16 protein-coding genes and 1 pseudogene are annotated in these 17,391 nt (G+C 57.5%); 13 read left to right on the plus strand and 4 right to left on the minus strand.

The window, feature by feature from the left end:
* Window positions 1-129: 129 nt before the first annotated feature.
* The 7 genes and pseudogenes from IYV58_RS12935 (at window position 130) to IYV58_RS12970 (ending at window position 7,663) form a co-directional block, all read left to right on the plus strand.
* Complete coding sequence (locus IYV58_RS12935) at window positions 130-1,131, plus strand: LLM class flavin-dependent oxidoreductase (protein WP_123828096.1); 1,002 nt, start codon at window positions 130-132, stop codon at window positions 1,129-1,131.
* Entirely contained in the window at window positions 1,128-2,249 is a 1,122-nt protein-coding gene (locus tag IYV58_RS12940) for an amidohydrolase (protein ID WP_004120739.1), read from the plus strand. Before IYV58_RS12935 ends, IYV58_RS12940 begins: the two co-directional genes overlap by 4 nt.
* Before the next feature lie 30 nt (window positions 2,250-2,279).
* Window positions 2,280-4,553 (plus strand): annotated as a pseudogene (locus IYV58_RS28320) (NtaA/DmoA family FMN-dependent monooxygenase).
* Between the two features lie 11 nt (window positions 4,554-4,564).
* Entirely contained in the window at window positions 4,565-5,074 is a 510-nt protein-coding gene (locus IYV58_RS12955) for a GNAT family N-acetyltransferase (protein ID WP_195321685.1), read from the plus strand.
* Between the two features lie 9 nt (window positions 5,075-5,083).
* Entirely contained in the window at window positions 5,084-6,010 is a 927-nt protein-coding gene (locus IYV58_RS12960; protein ID WP_004120726.1) for an amino acid ABC transporter permease, read from the plus strand.
* On the plus strand, window positions 5,994-6,773 hold the full coding sequence (locus IYV58_RS12965; RefSeq protein ID WP_139530060.1) for an amino acid ABC transporter ATP-binding protein: 780 nt from the start codon (window positions 5,994-5,996) through the stop codon (window positions 6,771-6,773). The genes IYV58_RS12960 and IYV58_RS12965 overlap by 17 nt, the downstream gene beginning before the upstream one ends.
* Window positions 6,770-7,663: an ABC transporter substrate-binding protein gene (locus IYV58_RS12970; RefSeq protein WP_185912923.1), complete on the plus strand. Its 894-nt coding sequence runs from the start codon at window positions 6,770-6,772 to the stop codon at window positions 7,661-7,663. Before IYV58_RS12965 ends, IYV58_RS12970 begins: the two co-directional genes overlap by 4 nt.
* A gap of 65 nt (window positions 7,664-7,728) precedes the next feature.
* Here the strand turns inward: IYV58_RS12970 and IYV58_RS12975 are convergent, their stop codons facing one another.
* Both IYV58_RS12975 and IYV58_RS12980 read right to left on the minus strand, forming a co-directional pair.
* Window positions 7,729-9,039, minus strand: a complete 1,311-nt coding sequence (locus tag IYV58_RS12975; protein WP_004120718.1) for an MFS transporter — start codon at window positions 9,037-9,039, stop codon at window positions 7,729-7,731.
* Window positions 9,040-9,271: 232 nt separating this feature from the next.
* Window positions 9,272-10,468, minus strand: coding sequence for an L-talarate/galactarate dehydratase (locus IYV58_RS12980; protein WP_004120716.1), 1,197 nt, complete (start codon window positions 10,466-10,468; stop codon window positions 9,272-9,274).
* Between the two features lie 304 nt (window positions 10,469-10,772).
* Between IYV58_RS12980 and IYV58_RS12985 the strand changes: the two genes are divergently transcribed.
* The 6 genes from IYV58_RS12985 to IYV58_RS13010 all read left to right on the plus strand — a co-directional run bounded on the left by IYV58_RS12985 (window position 10,773) and on the right by IYV58_RS13010 (window position 14,299).
* Window positions 10,773-11,777 carry a LacI family DNA-binding transcriptional regulator gene (locus IYV58_RS12985; protein ID WP_004120714.1) on the plus strand — a complete coding sequence of 335 codons (1,005 nt, stop codon included), beginning with the start codon at window positions 10,773-10,775 and terminating at the stop codon, window positions 11,775-11,777.
* Window positions 11,778-11,901: 124 nt separating this feature from the next.
* Window positions 11,902-12,519 carry a glutathione S-transferase family protein gene (locus IYV58_RS12990; protein WP_139530062.1) on the plus strand — a complete coding sequence of 206 codons (618 nt, stop codon included), beginning with the start codon at window positions 11,902-11,904 and terminating at the stop codon, window positions 12,517-12,519.
* A gap of 68 nt (window positions 12,520-12,587) precedes the next feature.
* Entirely contained in the window at window positions 12,588-12,815 is a 228-nt protein-coding gene (gene pptA / locus IYV58_RS12995) for a tautomerase PptA (protein ID WP_004120709.1), read from the plus strand.
* Between the two features lie 268 nt (window positions 12,816-13,083).
* Window positions 13,084-13,401 carry a type II toxin-antitoxin system RelE/ParE family toxin gene (locus IYV58_RS13000; RefSeq protein WP_195729663.1) on the plus strand — a complete coding sequence of 106 codons (318 nt, stop codon included), beginning with the start codon at window positions 13,084-13,086 and terminating at the stop codon, window positions 13,399-13,401.
* A gap of 75 nt (window positions 13,402-13,476) precedes the next feature.
* Window positions 13,477-13,773, plus strand: coding sequence for a NadS family protein (gene nadS / locus IYV58_RS13005; RefSeq protein ID WP_004120704.1), 297 nt, complete (start codon window positions 13,477-13,479; stop codon window positions 13,771-13,773).
* Between the two features lie 79 nt (window positions 13,774-13,852).
* Complete coding sequence (locus tag IYV58_RS13010; RefSeq protein WP_004120702.1) at window positions 13,853-14,299, plus strand: hypothetical protein; 447 nt, start codon at window positions 13,853-13,855, stop codon at window positions 14,297-14,299.
* Window positions 14,300-14,339: 40 nt separating this feature from the next.
* On the opposite strand, the gene IYV58_RS13015 is transcribed toward IYV58_RS13010, so the two are convergent.
* Both IYV58_RS13015 and IYV58_RS13020 read right to left on the minus strand, forming a co-directional pair.
* On the minus strand, window positions 14,340-15,944 hold the full coding sequence (locus tag IYV58_RS13015; RefSeq protein WP_195729664.1) for a carbohydrate porin: 1,605 nt from the start codon (window positions 15,942-15,944) through the stop codon (window positions 14,340-14,342).
* A 43-nt stretch (window positions 15,945-15,987) separates the two neighbouring features.
* On the minus strand, window positions 15,988-17,370 hold the full coding sequence (locus tag IYV58_RS13020) for a glycoside-pentoside-hexuronide (GPH):cation symporter (RefSeq protein WP_004120690.1): 1,383 nt from the start codon (window positions 17,368-17,370) through the stop codon (window positions 15,988-15,990).
* Window positions 17,371-17,391: the final 21 nt, after the last annotated feature.

Here is a 17,391-nt window from a genome sequence, read left to right on the forward strand (position 1 = left end):
GCATCGCCTCCGGGGCGGTTTCCTCGCCGCATATCTAATTTCCGGCAGAGCAAATGTAAATAAATTGTTTCTCACTGACCGCAGCCGCTTTTAATAATGCAGACATGTTAATTCACATGAGCCTGCGAAATGTCTTATCGAATCAGTATCCTGGATAAAAGCCCGCTGGCAGCCGGAGAAACGGCCGCCCAGGCGCTGGCGCGTACATTAACGCTCGCGCAACAGGCGGAAGCCTGGGGCTATCATCGCTTCTGGATAGCCGAACACCACAATACCGAGCAGCTTGCCAGCCCGTCGCCGGAACTGGCGATCGCCTGGATCCTCGGCCAGACCCGCCGGATTCGTGTCGGTTCCGGCGGCGTCATGCTCCAGCACTACAGCCCGTACAAAGTGGCGGAAAACTTCAATATGTTGGCCTCCCTCGCGCCGGGCCGCATCGACCTCGGCGTGGGCAAAGCCCCCGGCGGCCTGCCGCTCTCCACCCGCGCGCTGCAGCAGGGGCTTAATCCCCAGCAAAAAGGGAGTTTTGCCGACCAGCTGGCGCAACTCGATAACTGGCTGTCGTTGACCGAAACCGACGGGGAAGAGAGCGTCCGCGCAACCCCGATCCCGCCGCGCCGCGCTGACGGCTTTCTCCTCGGTGCCAGCCTGGAAAGCGCGCAGCTGGCGGCGCAGCTGGACTGGAACTTCGTCTTCGCCGCCCATCTCAACGGCGATAAGCATCTGCTGCGCGAGGTGTTAACCCGCTGGCGCGAACTGAGCCGTCGAGACGCGATTATTGCCGTCCAGGTCATCGTGGCCGACGATTCTGCCACCGCAGCCGATCTGGCAAACGGCGTGGAAGTATGGGGCGTTGAGCTGGAAAACGGCCAGCGGGTAACCGTCGGCAGCGAAGCTCAGGCGGCCGCGTTTGCCCGCCAGGCGGGTAGCAGGCCGACGCGCATCGCCCGGCGGGAATCGGCGGTGCTATTCGGTACCCCGGAGCAGGTGAAAGCGCAGCTGGATGCCCTGCAGTCGGCGTTGAACATCGACGAATTTATAATCGACACGCCTATTAGCGACGGCGCGGCACGTCTGAACTCCCTGCGTTTGTTGGCTCAGGCGCATTTGAGCGCGGAGGTGCAGCCATGAGTCTTTCCGAACAGCTAATACGCTGGCGGCGCGAACTGCACCAGTACCCGGAACTTTCGCTGCAGGAGGTCGACACCACGGCACGTATTCGCGACTGGCTGCAGAGCGGCGGCATCAGCCTGCTGCCTTATGAACTGAAAACTGGCGCGGTGGCCGAAGTGGGCAGCGGCGATAAGGTGATAGCCCTGCGTGCCGATATCGATGCGCTACCTATCGAAGAGGCGGCCAGCGTGCCGTTTCGCTCGCTGAATGCCGGCGTGATGCACGCCTGCGGGCATGATATTCATACCAGCGTGATCCTTGGCGCAGCCTTACTGCTGAAACAACGCGAAGCGCAGCTTGCAGGACGCGTCCGCATTCTGTTCCAGCCAGCGGAAGAGAGTTTCGGCGGCGCGAAAACCCTGATTCGCGCCGGGGTTCTGGAGGGGGTTTCCGCCATTTTTGGTATGCATAATGAACCGGGCCTGCCTGTAGGCGAGTTCGCTACTCGCGGCGGCGCGTTTTACGCCAACGTCGACCGCTTTGTCTTCAAGGTGACCGGTAAAGGCGCACATGCCGCCCGGCCTCATGAAGGGAAGGACGCCATTCTGCTGGCTAGCCAACTGGTGACCCTGCTGCAAAGCGTCGCCAGCCGCGAAGTGAATACCCTCGATTCCGTGGTGCTTAGCGTGACGCGGATTCAGGGCGGTAATACCTGGAATGTCCTGCCGGAAAGCGTCGAACTGGAGGGGACGTTGCGCACCCACAGCAGCGAAGTCCAGCAGCGGGTAAAGGCGCGGGTGAGCGAAATCGCCGCCGGGTTCGCCAGCGCTTTCGGCGCGCAGATCGATGTGTTCTGGTATGCCGGGCCGACCGCGCTGGTCAATGATGAGCGCTGGGCGACATTCGCCAGCGACGTGGCCGATAAGTCCGGCTACCGCACGCATCATGCGGATCTCCATCTCGGTGGCGAAGATTTTGCCGTTTATCTCCAGCATATACCCGGCGCTTTCGTCAGCATCGGTAGCGCCAGCGAGTTTGGTCTTCACCATCCGGCGTTTAACCCGGATGAGCGGTTGATCGCGCCGGCGGCGCACTATTTTGCCGATCTGGCAGAGCAGGCATTAAAAGAACTTTAATTATTCAGGGTCATAGACTAAGGATTAACGATGTCTGAACAACGGCAACTGCGTATTGGCACTATATTACATGGCGCATCGGGAAATATGTCGGCATGGCGCCATCCGGCCGCGCTGGCGGACGCCAGTATTAACTTTGAGTTCGTTAAGCAGACGGCGTTAAAAGCGGAAGAGGGCAAGCTCGATTTTATTTTTGTCGCCGACGGCTTATATATTAATGAAAAATCGATCCCGCATTTTTTAAATCGTTTTGAACCGCTCACCGTATTATCCACCCTGGCGGCAGTAACTTCGCGTCTGGGCCTGGTCGGCACCCTATCGACCTCCTACAGCGAACCCTTTACCACTGCCCGCCAGTTTGCCAGCCTCGATCATCTGAGCGGCGGGCGCGCGGGCTGGAATGTGGTCACCTCGCCGCTGGAGGGCTCGGCGAAAAACTTCTCCCGCGCGCAGCATCCGGACCATGCGCTGCGCTACCGCATCGCCGATGAATATCTGCAGGTTGTCAAAGGTCTGTGGGACTCCTGGGAGCAGGACGCGTTTATTCGTAATAAAGAGAGCGGCCAGTTCTTTGATAAAAATAAGCTGCATACCCTTAATCATCACGGCGATTTCTTTAAAGTAGCCGGTCCGCTAAATATTGCCCGCACCCCGCAGGGGCGACCGATTATCTTTCAGGCGGGTGCATCCGATGACGGCAAAAAATTAGCCGCGAGCCACGCCGACGCTATTTTTACCCATCAGGAATCTCTGGCGGAAGCCCAGGCCTTTTATCGCGACGTCAAAAGCCAGCTGGAAGCGCATGGCCGCCGGGACAACGAACTGCATATTTTCCAGGGCGTCAGCGTCATCGTTGGCGACAGCGCCGAGGATGTAGAGCAGCAATACCAGACCACCGCCGCGCTGGTATCGATTGACGACGCGCTCAATTATCTTGGCCGCTATTTTGAGCATCACGACTTTGCCCAGTATCCGCTGGATGAGGCGTTCCCGGATATCGGCGATCTCGGGCAGAACAGCTTTCGCAGCACCACCGATGAGATAAAACGCAACGCCCGCGAACGCGGCCTGACGCTGCGCCAGGTGGCGCTGGAGGCGGCCAGCCCGCGACCGCGTTTCTCTGGCACCGCCGAAGAAGTGGCCGATGGTTTGCAGCTGTGGTTTGAACAGCGCGCGGCGGACGGTTTTATTATCCAGGGCGGCACGCCGGACACCTTCCCGCGCTTTGTGGATCAGGTCGTGCCCATTCTTCAGCAGCGCGGATTATTCCGCCAGGAATATCCCGGCGCCACGCTGCGCGAAAGCTTAGGGCTGGCAGAGCCCGTCAATCAATTCCAAAAACAATAATAGAGAAAACCCGCTATGCAGAAAACGCAGAAAAAATCGCTACTCCTGGCGCTTGCGCTGGCAGTTAGCGCCTCATCCTGGGCGCAGAACGTCACGATCAACGGCACCGGCGTGAGCCTTGAAGCTAATAAAACGCCGATTCATACGGCGAAAAACCCGCAGGCTATCGCGCAGCTGCCCAAAGGTCTTCACCTGGCGGTGCCGGGCAAACTGACCGTCGCGGTCGCCGCACTGAACTCGCCGCCGCTGACCGTGTTTTCCGACGATAACAAAACCCTGCTCGGCAGCGAAGTGGACATCGCCCGCCTGGTGGCCGACAGCCTTGGGCTTGAGCTGAACGTGGTACCGACCTCATGGGAAGACTGGCCGCTCGGCGTCGCCTCCGGCAAATATGATGCGGCGGTCAGCAATATCACCGTAACCAAAGAGCGCAAAGAGAAGTTTGACTTCGCCACCTACCGCAAAGATTCACTGGGTTTCTACGTCAAGAGCAGCAGTCCGCTTAGCAAAATTGAAAAAGCGGAGGATATCGCCGGGCTGCGGATTATCGTCGGCTCCGGTACCAATCAGGAAGCCATTCTGCTGGCGTGGAATGCCGAGAACGTCAAGAAGGGGCTGAAGCCGTTTACCCCGGTTTATACCAAAGATGACGCCGCCCAGACCCTGGCGCTGCAGTCCGGGCGCGCCGACGCCTTCTTCGGCCCCAACGTGATCGGCGCGTGGAAAGCGGCGCTGACAGGTAAAACGAAGCTGGTGGGCAGCGTTGACGGCGGCTGGCCGAAGGCGGCGCATATTGCCGTGACGGTGAAAAAAGGCAGCGGCCTGGTTGAACCGGTACAGACGGCGCTGAACGGCGCTATCCGCAGCGGCGACTACGCGAAGGTGCTGAACCGCTGGGGAGAAGGCGTGGAGAGCATCCCGCAATCGGAAATTAACCCGGCCGGACTCGGCGACTAACAGGAGGCATGATGAGCGATCTATTCCGCGATGTCTCTCCGGAAGCGCCGGAGCTGCAGCCGATTATTGAGGGCCTGTTTGGCGAGTACGCCGCGCGCTACGGCGACTACTTTTCCCGCGATGCCGAAGTCGAGCTGACCGAGTGGTATCTGGCGCCGCAGGGGCTATTTATCGTGCTGGAGCGCGAGGGCGAAATTATCGCCACCGGCGCGTACAAACCGAAAGACGCCCATACGGCGGAAATCAAACGTATCTGGACCCATCGTCGTCTGCGCCAGCAGGGGCTGGCGGCGAAAGTGGTGCAGGAGCTGGAGCGTCGGGCGCTGCTTGCCGGCTACAGCCATATCTATTTGACCACCGGTTTTCGGCAGCCGGAAGCGGTGCGGCTCTACCTGAGCCAGGGCTACGAGGCGCAGTTTGACCTCAGCCGCGATCCGGAAGAGTACAGCCTGCCGCCGTTCGATGGCCGACTGCGCTTTACGAAAGCGCTGGCGGTCACGGCGCTAAGCCAGAGCGCTTAAGGAGTCAATATGCATACCCCGGAAACGATTAAGGTTGTTCCCGCACGCTATCCGCTGCGGGCGGTCGGCGCGGCGCTGGCGCTGCTGGCGCTGGCGGTGGTGATTCAGTCCGTCGCCTTTAACCCGCGCTGGGAGTGGGGCGTTTTTGCCCGCTGGTTCTTTGATCCGGTGATCCTTGAGGGTCTCGGGCAGACGCTGCTGCTGACCCTGCTGGCGACGGCGCTGAGCGTGATTCTCGGCGGCCTGCTGGCGCTGGCCCGCCTCTCCAGCTCATGGTTGCTGAGCAGTTTGGCCTGGGGCTATATCTGGTTGTTCCGCTCGCTGCCGCTGATCGTGGTGCTGATTATTCTCTACAACTTCTCTTATCTCTACGACAGGTTATCGATCGGTATCCCGTTCACCGGCATTAGCTGGGCCAGCTTTGAGACCATCAACGTGCTGGGGCAGTTTTCCACCGCCGTTGTCGGGCTGACACTCGTGCAAAGCGCCTATACCGCCGAAATTATCCGCGGTGGCTTCCTTGGCGTCGATCACGGTCAGTATGAAGCGGCGGCGGCGCTGGGGCTTCCGGCCAGCCGTCGTACCCTGCGCATTATCCTGCCGCAGGCGCTGCGCACCATTTTACCGGCGGGCTTTAACGAAATTATCAGCCTCGCCAAGGGGACGGCGATGGTTTACGTGCTGGCGATGCCGGAGCTGTTTTACACCATCCAGATGATCTACAACCGCACCCAGGAAGTCATTCCGCTGCTGATGGTCGGCGCCGCCTGGTATCTGGTGATCACCAGCGTGCTGTCGTTGATTCAGTATCTGGTCGAACGCGGCCTCGCCCGCAGCGAACGCCGCTCGGCGGTCAATACCGCCCGCAGCAGTCGTCGCGCTGAACCCGTTCGCCGCCCACAACCGCAGGAGCCTGCCCATGTCCCACTCTCGTAACGGTCATATCTCCATTACCGGCGTCAGCAAATACTTTGGCCGGCATAAAGCGCTGGATGATGTGTCGCTGGAAATCGAACCCGGCACGGTAACGGTGATCCTCGGGCCGTCCGGCTCGGGAAAATCGACGCTGCTGCGGGCAATTAACCACCTGGAGCGCGTCGATGAAGGCTTTATCCAGATCGATGGCGACTATATCGGCTATCGCCGCAAAGGCGACAAGCTGTACGAACTGAAAGAGAAAGAGATCCTCCGCCAGCGGGTCAACGTCGGCTACGTATTTCAGAACTTCAATCTGTTCCCGCATCTGACGGTGCTGGAAAACCTGATTGAAGCGCCCATCGCCCACAAACAGGCGACCCGCAAAGAGGCTATCGCGCGGGCGTATGACCTGCTGGACGTGGTCGGACTGCGCAACAAAGCCGATGCCTGGTCGCGACACCTGTCCGGGGGACAGCAGCAGCGTATCGCCATTGCCCGGGCGCTGGCGCTGAACCCGCGGGTGATTTTGTTTGATGAACCGACCTCCGCGCTTGATCCTGAACTGGTGGGGGAAGTGCTGGATGTGATTAAAAAGCTGGCGCGCTCCGGCACTACCCTGGTGGTGGTGACCCATGAAATCGGCTTTGCGAAAGAGGTGGCGGATCGGGTGGTGTTTATGGTCGACGGCAAAATTGTCGAGCAGGGCAGCAGCGACGCCGTGCTGAACCACCCGCAGCACCCGCGGACGCGGCAGTTCTTATCGAGGGTATTAGCGGCATGAGAAACGGACTTTTGGCCCTGACATTATTGTCTTTATCCGCGGCATCGCAGGCGGCTATCGACCTGCGCGCCAACGAGCAGCCGCTGCCGGTGAACCGTGATGAGCAGGCGATCGCGAAGATCCCGGCAAATTACGCTTTCGTCGAGCCGGGCACCTTAACGGTGGCGATTTCGGCGCTCAACTCGCCGCCGCTGGCGCTGTTGGCCAGCGATAACCGCACGCGTATTGGCAGCGACCCGGATATCGCCCGGCTGCTGGCCGGCAGCCTCGGGCTGAAGCTGAAGCTGGTGCCCACCGCCTGGGAGGACTGGCCGCTGGGGGTGACTTCCGGTCGCTACGATGTGGCGCTGGTCAATATTGCGGTGACCGAGCAGCGAAAAGAGAAGTTTGATTTTGCGACCTATCGCGTCGATTCGCTGGCCTTTTCCGTGAAATCGACCAGTGATATCGCCAGCGTCAACGGACCGGCGGATCTCGCGGGTAAAAAGGTGATCGTCGGTTCCGGGACCAATCAGGAGCGGATTTTGCTCGGCTGGAACGCCGAAAATGAAGCCGCCGGGCGTCAACCGGCGCTGCCGGTCTACCTGACCGATGACGCTTCGGGCAACCTCTATATTCAGTCCGGGCGCGCGGATGTGTTCTTTGGGCCGCAGTCGGTGGCAGCCTATAAAGCGGCGCTCAGCGGCAAAACCAAAGTCGTCGGCCTGGGGCCGAAAAAAGCGTACGTTGCCACGACGACCAAAAAGGGTAACGGCCTGGTGGTGGCGCTGCAGGCGGCGCTGAATGGCGCGATTGCTCGCGGGGAATACCAGAAGGTGCTGGCGCGCTGGGGCGAGCAGGGCGAAGAGGTGACGCAATCGACGGTGAACCCGCCGGGGATAACCTACTAAAAAACCGCTGTTTCGCAGGAGTGTGATGCGAAACAGCGGGGGCGAATCCTCGCCAGGGTGTTAAATCAGGCGGCTCGCGGGGTCAGCGTCAAACGATCCAGCGGCCCGACGATAAACAGATAAGAGAACAGGCCCAGTACGCCCATGGAGCCGACGTACAGGATGGCGTAATCAAACGAGTGGGTGTTGGCGATGATCACGCCGATGACCAGCGGCGTGATAATACTCGCCAGGTTGCCGCACATGTTGAACACGCCGCCGGCAATACCGAGCATTTCCTTCGGTGAGGTGTCGCTCAGCACGCACCAGCCGAGGTTACCGAAACCTTTAGCAAAGAAGGCCACGCTCATGGCGGCGATCACCACCACTTCCGAGGTGGTGTAGTTGGCGACAACAATCACGCAGGAGAGCAGCATGCCGCAGATCACTGGCAGCTTGCGGGCGGTCGTCAGGCTGTAGCCGCGTTTCAATAGCCAGTCCGAGAACACGCCGCCGAGCAGGCCGCCGATAAATCCGGCAATGGCCGGGATACTGGCGACAAAGCCGACTTTCAGGATCGACATACCTTTGGCCTGGTAAAGATAGGTGGGAAACCACGTCAGGAAGAACCAGGTAATAGACGTCACGCAGAACTGGCCGATATAAACCCCGATCATCATGCGATTGACGCAGACGCTTTTAATCTGCGCGAGGGTTAATTTCTGCTGCGTTTTTTTCGTGCCTAATTCCGGCTCGCCGCCGCCTTCACGAATATAGTCGAGCTCCTGCTGATTAATATTCGGGTGGTTAGACGGGTCTTTCACTTTTGCCAGCCAGAATATCCCGAGCACGACCCCGATAGCGCCAATATAATAAAATACGTAATGCCAGCTTAAATTATGCAGAATAATGGTCATCAGCGGCGTAATAATCCCCAAAGAGATATACTGCGCGGCCTGATAGACCGAGGTGACGAATCCGCGCTCTTTATTGGGAAACCATTGCACGCTCAGACGGCTGTTGGCGGGGAAGGCTGGGGCTTCAATCGCCCCCATCATCAGGCGCAGAATAACCAGCGCTACCAGCGGGCTGGCGAACAGATAGATGGTGCCCTGGAACATAGTGACGATCGACCAACCAATGAGCGCGCAGCCGTAGACCAGCCGCGAACCATATTTATCCAGCAGCCAGCCGCCGGGTATTTGCATAATGACGTAGGAGATACCAAAAACAGAAAAGGCCAGCCCCATTGCCTCGGGATCAAAGCCTAGCTCTTTGCTCATAATAGGCGCGACGACGGACAGCGTTGCCCGGTCGGCGTAATTAAATACGGTAGCCAGAAATAAAAACAGTAATATACTGTAACGCACGTTGCTGCGTTTTAATTGCTGTTGCATTTTAATCAACTCCTTTGCAGGGTTGTGCATTGTGGGTACAGGCAATAAGAGATATTTCCCCGGGAGGGCTACAGGTTTTCAGTCGTCTGCGGACCGGTAGCCCGGACAGATGCGCTGCATCGCCTCCGGGAAAATGCGGTATTCTCCTGGGGGCGGCGCTTGACGCGCCTTGCGCGGGCTACGGGGCCTGTAGCCTGGATAAGGCGTTTACGCCGCCATCCGGGGAATTCGGTTAAGGGCGTTTACCAAACTCGCAGCTTTGCTGGGTCCAGCGGCGGGCCTGTTCGCTCAGGGTAAAGCCCAGGCCGTGGCGTTCGGAAACCCACATCCGCCCGTCGCGCAGCTCCAGCTGTTCGTTAAACAGCGGGTTCAGCCATTCGAAGTGCTCCAGCCACGGCTCGAGCGGGTAGGCGGCGGCGAGATGCAGGTGTACCTCCATCGCAAAGTGCGGGGCCAGCTTGCGACCGTGCTTCGCCGCCAGATCCATAATCTTCAGGAACGGGGAGATCCCGCCGACGCGCGGCGCATCCGGCTGAACAAAGTCGCTGGCGTTGCCGAGGATAAGCTGCTCATGTTCGCGGAAGCTGGTCAGCATCTCGCCGGTGGCAATCGGCGTATCCAGCGCGGCGGCGAGCTGCGCGTGGCCTTCAACGTCGTAGGCGTCAAGGGGTTCTTCAATCCAGATCAGGTTGAACTGCTCCATTTTGCGCCCCATGCGGATGGCGGTTTCGCGATCCCACTGCTGGTTGGCGTCGACCATTAACGGGAAATCATCGCCCAGCACCTCGCGCACTGCCGTCAGGCGACGAATATCCTCAGTGGTATTCGGCTGACCGACCTTCAGCTTAATCCCGCCAATCCCATTCTCACGGGAGATAGCCACGTTTTTCAACACCTGATCCAGCGGCGTATGCAGGAAGCCGCCAGAGGTGTTGTAGCACTGGACGGAATCGCGGTGCGAGCCGAGCAGCTTCGCCAGCGGGAGTCCGGCGCGTTTGGCTTTCATATCCCACAGCGCAATATCGATAGGAGAGATGGCCTGTACCGCCATACCGCTGCGGCCTACGGAAGCACCGGCCCACAGAAGTTTGGTGTAGATCTTGTCGATATCGTTGGGGTCTTCGCCGAGCAGATTATCGGCGATCTCTTTGGCGTGGGCGTAAATGCCCTGGCCGCCCGCACGCTTGGAATAGCTAAAGCCGACGCCTTCAAAGCCGTCCCGGGAGCGGATTTCGGCGATGATGATCGCTACTTCGGTAAGCGGTTTTTGCCGACCGGTCAGAACTTTTGCATCGCTAACGGGGGTCGCCAGCGGCAGAAAGGCCAGCGACAGTTTGACGTGTTCAATGCGGTCGCCGGTCTCAGCGGCGGTTTTGACGCCAGACGCTTTGGCGTAGGTCACGGACTCGGAATTAGCGCTCGTGGTCATAGTTAGTTCCCTTTTAGTGATAAAATGTTTGCGCTAACATTTTTAATCCTGAAATTGTCCTGGCGCTACGACAGTGGTTTTAATTTGTACAAATGATCACAATTAGCGGTTATAAAGGGTAAAATTATGCAGTGCAGGTCACGATCCAAATAGGTTTGTGAAAATTCACAAAGAATAATGATAGCGATAACATTTTATTTTTCAGATCGTTGATTCTATTGAAGATGTCGTGGCGGCCGCTGGCAATTGCGCGGGCCATCATCAATAATGCCCACAGAAAACGACTCAACACAGGGGCTTAGTCGTGAAAAGCAGAAAACCGACGCGGGCGCCGACGCTGGATGATGTAGCCCGTAGCGCCGGGTTGTCGTCGATGACGGTCAGTCGGGCGCTGAATACGCCGCAGCTGGTACGGCCAAAAACGGTCGAGAAAGTGATGCAGGCGGTGCAGGCGACGGGCTACATTCCCAACGCGCTGGCCGGCGGCCTGGCCTCCAGGCGCAGCAAGCTGGTGGCGGTAGTGGTGCCGCAAATCAACAACAATATGTTTGTCGATACCATCCAGGCGTTAAGCGATACCCTGGCGGCGCGCGGCTACCATATGCTGCTGTGCGTAGCGGGCTACAGCCGACAGACCGAAGCCGAGCTGGTAGCAACCTTACTCTCCCGGCGTCCGGATGGCGTGGTGTTGACCGGCATTCAGCACGCCCCGGCGTTGAAGAAGACGATTCTCAACGCCGCTACGCCGGTAGTGGAGATCTGGGATCTCACCCCGACGCCGCTGGATATGCTGGTTGGTTTTTCGCATGAAAAAGTCGGTGAAACTATTGGCGAATATTTGCTGGAAAAAGGCTATCGTCGCCCGGGCCTGCTGTGGGCCGGCGACGCCCGCGCGACGTTGCGAAAGCAGGGGCTCTGCGCCCGGCTGGCCAAAAATGGCCTTGACGATGCGCCGCAGGTCGTAGTGCCGCTTCCGGCATCACTGGCGCTGGGGCGTCGCGGCCTGGCCGAGCTGGTGGCTGGCGGCGAGTTTGACGTTATCGTCTGCAGCTCTGATACCCTTGCCCAGGGGGCGATTATGGAAGCTGAAAGCCGGGGTCTGCGCGTGCCGCAGGATCTGGCGGTGATCGGTTTTGGCGATCTGGACTTCGCCGCCAGCAACCGTCCGGCCATCACCACCGTCAGCGTCGACCGTCACGCCATCGGCGAGCAGGCGGCCACGCTGCTTGCCGACCGCATCGAAGGCGGCGGTGAAGGGGACGTGATTATTGATATCGGCTTTCACCTGGTGGCGCGCGAGTCGGCGTAGCTCTGCCGTGTAGCATGTGCGAGGGGGCCTCAATAGCGGCATGGCCTAATCAAATCTATACTGCAAAATTGCTAAACCTGTCGCCGCTCTGTTCCTGAGCGGCAAATTCACGAGGGCGCAGAATATGATCACCGTCTATGGCGTACCCGGCTGGGGCTCAACAATTAGCGAACTGATGCTGACGCTGGCCGGTATCCCGTACCATTTTGTTAACGTTGAGGGCTTTGACCAGCCGGGCCCGCAGCGCGACCGCCTTAAAGAGATAAACCCGCTGTGTCAGGTGCCGACCCTGACGCTTGCTGACGGCAGCGTGATGACCGAATCCGCCGCTATTGCCCTGATGATCCTCGACAGACGGCCGGATCTCGCCCCGGCGCCCGCATCGCCGCAGCGGCATGCCTTTCAGCGTCTGCTGATCTGGCTGGTGGCGAACGTCTATCCCACCTTTACCTTTGCGGATTACCCCGAACGCTGGGCCGCCGATGCGCCAGAGCAGCTGCGGGAAAGCTGCATCAGATATCGCAAATCGCTCTATTTGTGGCTGGAGGAGCAACTTGCCGCCGCGCCGTATGCCTTGGGCGCGGAGATAACCCTGTTGGACTGCTATATTGCGGCGATGTGCGCCTGGGGCCCGCGCCGGGAGTGGTTTGCGGCCCATACGCCAAAATTCGTCGCCGTGGCGGATGCGGTGTATCGCCATCCCAAACTCCAATCCGTGCTGCATCGCAACGAGCTGATTTAAAGCACAAAATGAGAACCGAACGTCGCCTGCTATGATAGTTTTATTGTCCTGACAATAAGGAGCCTGCTATGCCGCACGTTGATATAAAATGTTTTCCCCGCGAGCTGAATGATGAACAAAAAACGGCGCTGGCCGCCGATATTACCGAGGTGTTGATTCGCCATCTGAACAGCAAAGAGAGTTCAGTGAGCGTGGCCCTGAAGCAGGTTGAGCCGAGCGACTGGCAGCAGGTGTGGGACAGCGAAATCGCCCCGCAGATGGAACAGTTGATTAAGAAACCGGGCTATAGCATGTAACCCGGTTTCTTCCCCGGAGGCGATCAGCATTCCCGGAGGCGATGCTGCGCATCTGTCAGGGCTACGCGTTCTCAGTGGTCTGCTATCCGGTAGCCCGGGCCGGCGTATCGCGCCGCCCCCGGGAGCGGGGGCACTGAAGCCAGGCCATGAGCGATACGTCTTGTCCTGGACCAACGCGTTACAATGTACCGGGTACATGAAATCCTTTGATTACTGTACACAGTACATATATATTGTCTGGTAAGTCGTAAGGACATCAGGGAATGAGATGTTTACTTTTATTGAACTACAAGGCTTCAGTAAGCGACGCCAGGTGCTGTTACCGGATGATGAATTTCGGGCCTTTCAGGAAATCCTGATCAATGATCCTGAGGCAGGTGACACCATTTCGGGAACCGGAGGTTTTCGTAAAATCGGCTGGAGTCGTCCCGGAACGGGCAAGCGCGGCGGCGTGCGGGTGATTTACTATAATGTAACGATAAAGGGAAGAATTTACCTGGCGCTCATCTATCCTAAAAGTGAACAGGATGAATTAAGCCAGGAGCAGAAAAAAATGTTAAGGCAGGTTGCTGAGTTATTAAACTAGCCAAGAAACATAAAGTGAGGCTGTGCTATTAATGATTGAAACATCGATAGCGCCAGAGAGCCAACTGAGGTGTATATGAAAGACGAATTGTTTGCCGATCTGCTGGCTAGTGCAGAAGAGATGATCAGGATTGAGAAGGGTGAACTAACGCCGAAGGTGCACCACGTTCATACCTTCAGCGAAGTTGATGTGAAAGCGATACGCGAAGCCACCGGTTTAAAACAGCAGGACTTCGCCGCCGCCGTTGGCGTTAGCTATGAGCTGGTTAAAAGCTGGGAAACGAAACGACGTCATCCAACCGGCGCATCCAGAAAGCTGCTTTTATTGCTTCAGGGCAATCCATTGATTATCAACTTGTTGAAGGTTATTTGAAACGTTATTTTTCGAAAGGAAAATGGCAGAATTTGCCCTCTTTCGTAATCGAGGGTCTTTAAAAAGGAGAGTATTACGTATGGAAACTGATGAATCTATTTTGACAGAAGTCGAGAAATACAGCGCTCATATCGATAGATTTAGATCGCGAGCAAATACTCATGGTATCTGGCTTTTTATTGCTACGCTTGGATGCTGGGGAGTAACTGATCCCTATATTAGGATGCTGGCATTTATTATGCTCTTCATTATTTTTTTGTTTCTTCTACACGGTAGCTTTCCAGGTGAAAAGCGAACGTTTAAAAAGATTCACGATGATATAAAAAATAAAATACTCAATAATTTAACACCAGAGCAACAGCAAGAAAGGTTTCACGATCTTCTCATCGTTGAGAAAAAACGAAAGTCACTTATTGGAATTATAAAAACAACCTTTGTCTTTATAGCCTGTTATGGTTTTTATTTTATTAGTTTATTTTACTTCATACAGAACTGGCATTGTGACAAAGTTACAGCGTGTATTTAAATAAACCCGTCCAGGCGTTTGCCCCGGACGGGCTGCCTTCTTAAAACCAAATCTCCGTCTGCACGCCAAAGTTCCAGTTTCCTCCGGCGGTGAAGCCTTTACTGCCGAAATCATCGTTGATCGCGTAGCGATCCAGGTCTTTATCCCAATTCATCCACGTGACAAAGAAACGTATCTCCGGCCTCGCTTTGATATCAAACACATCGCCCACTTTAAACGTCGGGGCGAAGGTCAGCTTGTAAAAATCGCCGCTCACCGCCTGGTATTGATGCACGCCGCTGTCATAGCGATAGGTTCGGCCGTTGGGATTCAGGTCCATATATTGCCAGGACGCCTCGTATAGCAGGGCGAAGTTGCGGGTGATGCCCTGGGAAACCCGCAGGTTAAAGGTTGCCCAATCGTAGCGGTCGCCATCGCGGTAGCGATCTTCGCTATGCTGGGCGATAATCGATGGCGCAAGCTGCCAGTTTTTGCCCAGCGGTAAAATACCGTAGGACGCAAAGCGCAGTGATTTGGCGTTTTCAGTAAGATCGCCGTCGCTGCCCGGCTGGCGCGCCTCGGCGCCCAGCCCGCCGCCGTACTGCAGGGCGCTCTCCGATACGCCCGGCGCGAGGCCATAGAATTGCTGTTTGTCGTGATACGCCAGCATCGCGTAGTAGCCGTTTTTCGCCGTATTATCGCTGCGCAGAGCGTAACTGCCGGTGGTCGAGGTATTATCTTTCAGGTCATCATTGCCCTGGGCGGTCATCGCCGTGGTCATCAGCTGCCAGTTGTTCCAGAAGTGGTTGGCGGTGAACATCAGGTTCTGGATATCGTTATCTTCATAATTATCGCTACCCAGGTCGCCAAAGCTGCGCGCATAAACCGAGTAGTCGCCGCGCAGCGTGCTATTCCAGTTGACGTCATTGATCCCGCCGCCGGTACCACCGAGGAACATAATATCGCTATCGGTAAAATGGATATCGAAATTATCGCGGTCGAAACGCTTGCCCGCCCAGATGGAGGCGCTCCTGAACGGCCCGGAAAAATCGGCGAAATTACCCATCTCGACGTACAGCTGGCGTACGTTCAGATGGTGGCTATCGTTATCCTGCACCCACGGATCCGGGTTGGTCGCGCCGTCGGCCAGCATGGTTTTAAAGTGCGCCCACGACCCGTCGCTGAAGGTCATTTTTTTGCCGAAGCTCAGTTCCACGTAGTTATCTTTCTCATTGCCGAGACGGCCAACGTGGGCATCGCCGTTGAGCGAACTGGTCGGCGAGATCCCCGGACCGCCGCGCGCGCCTTTGCCGTGGCTGTTGACCAGCATCCCGGAGCGTGCGTAGGCGTTAAATTCAAAGCCATCGCTCAGGCGGGTTTTCGCCAGCTGTTTGTCGGCAGCCTGCTGTTTTTGCTCCGTCGCTGCGGTGCGCTGACTGAGGGTCTGCACCTGCTTTTCCGCCGCCGCCGCACGCTGTTCTGCCGCGCTGGTGCGCAGCTCCGCCTGCTGCGCCCGACGTTTAGCCTCTTCGGCCTCCTGCTCCGCATGGTTAAGCCGGGCCTCCAGCTGCGCCAGACGTTGTTCAACGCTGAGCGGGGCCGCACTCGCGCCGTAAGCCGAAAAAAGGGCGCAGCAAACCGCTGCGCTAATCAAAGAGATACGCATAGTAATCCTTATTTTTTCAGAGGTATGAAGGGTATGCAGCGCCTTACAGGGCGTGGTTTTCTCCGGCGACTGATGACGAATCCGACGGCGCGCGCCGTCCGGCATCAAGGTCGGCGCGGATCTGCTCGTACTGGTCGTCGAGTCGGTAGAAGCGACCAATCCACAGCATTGAAGCCACAATCAGCAGCGCCGGGATATAGAGGTAGCAGGCTTTTATCGCCAGCATCGCGCCGTCGCTTTGCGTCTGGTTGGCGATATAGCCGCCGGAAGAGAGCAGAACGCCGGTAATGGCGCCGGCGCCGGCCATGGCCACTTTGCCGAGAAAACCGTTGATTGAGGTTAGAATTCCGGCGGTATTGATGCCGGTTTTCCACACCCCGTAATCCACCGGGTCGGCCTGCATGGAGAAGTAAATCGCCGTGCGTTGTCCGGCGCCGAGCGATAGCACCACCGCGCCGGCGATCAGCCCCCAGCTGTTAACGCCTGCCGCCATCATCATGCCCATGCCGACCAGGTTGATCGCGCTGGCCACCAGGTAGACGTGGCGTTTTTTCATGCGGCTGGCGAGCAGCGGTACGGTGAGGGTACCCAGCAGCGGTACGAAGGTGGAGATCCCGGCGACGATCGCCGTGAGATCGCTATTGCCGACGTAGTAGTGGAAGAAGTAGACCAGCGCCCCGGTCTGGAAGAAGAACGCGCCCCACATCAGGAAAATATTAATGGCGAAGACGAACCACGGCCGGTTGGCGCGCAGGCTAACCCACGCGCGTTTTAACGTCATGCGCTCCTGCGTAATGCTGATATTTTCTTTAACATTACGAAAGCTCACCAGCAGGAAAAAGGTGGCAATAACGCCGAAAACCACCGCCGTATAGAAGAAGCCGTGCTGCTGATTGCCTTTCCCCAGCGCGCCAACCAGCGGCAGAGTGGCGACCGCGACAATAGTCGCGCCGAGCGAGCCGAGCAGAATACGCACCGCCGACAGCGTGGTGCGCTCCCGCGAGTCGTTCGTCAGAAACGGCAGCATGGCGCAGAACGGAATGTTGACGAGGGTGTAGAGAAACGACAGGCACAGGTAGGTGATAAAAGCGTAGATCAGCTTACCAATGGTGCTGAAATCCGGCACGTAGAAGGCCAGAATACACAGCAGCCCGAAGGGAACCGCGCCTATCAACAGGTAGGGACGACAGCGTCCCCAACGGGTGGCGGTATTGTCGATAACCAACCCCATCAGTACATCGGCAACGCCGTCCACCAGGCGCGTAACGAGGAACATCAGGCCAACATAATAGGCGGGCAGCCCCATCACGTCGGTGTAAAAGAACATCAGATAAAGAGAGATCATCTGCCACACAAGGTTGCAGGAGAGGTCGGCGATGCCATAGCCAAGGCGCTGCCGCCACAGGGTAAAGGTTGTTTCTGCCATAAAAATACACTCGCTTATCGT

Origin of the sequence: Klebsiella sp. BDA134-6, assembly GCF_015601345.1 — a bacterium.
Lineage (GTDB): Bacteria > Pseudomonadota > Gammaproteobacteria > Enterobacterales > Enterobacteriaceae > Klebsiella > Klebsiella grimontii.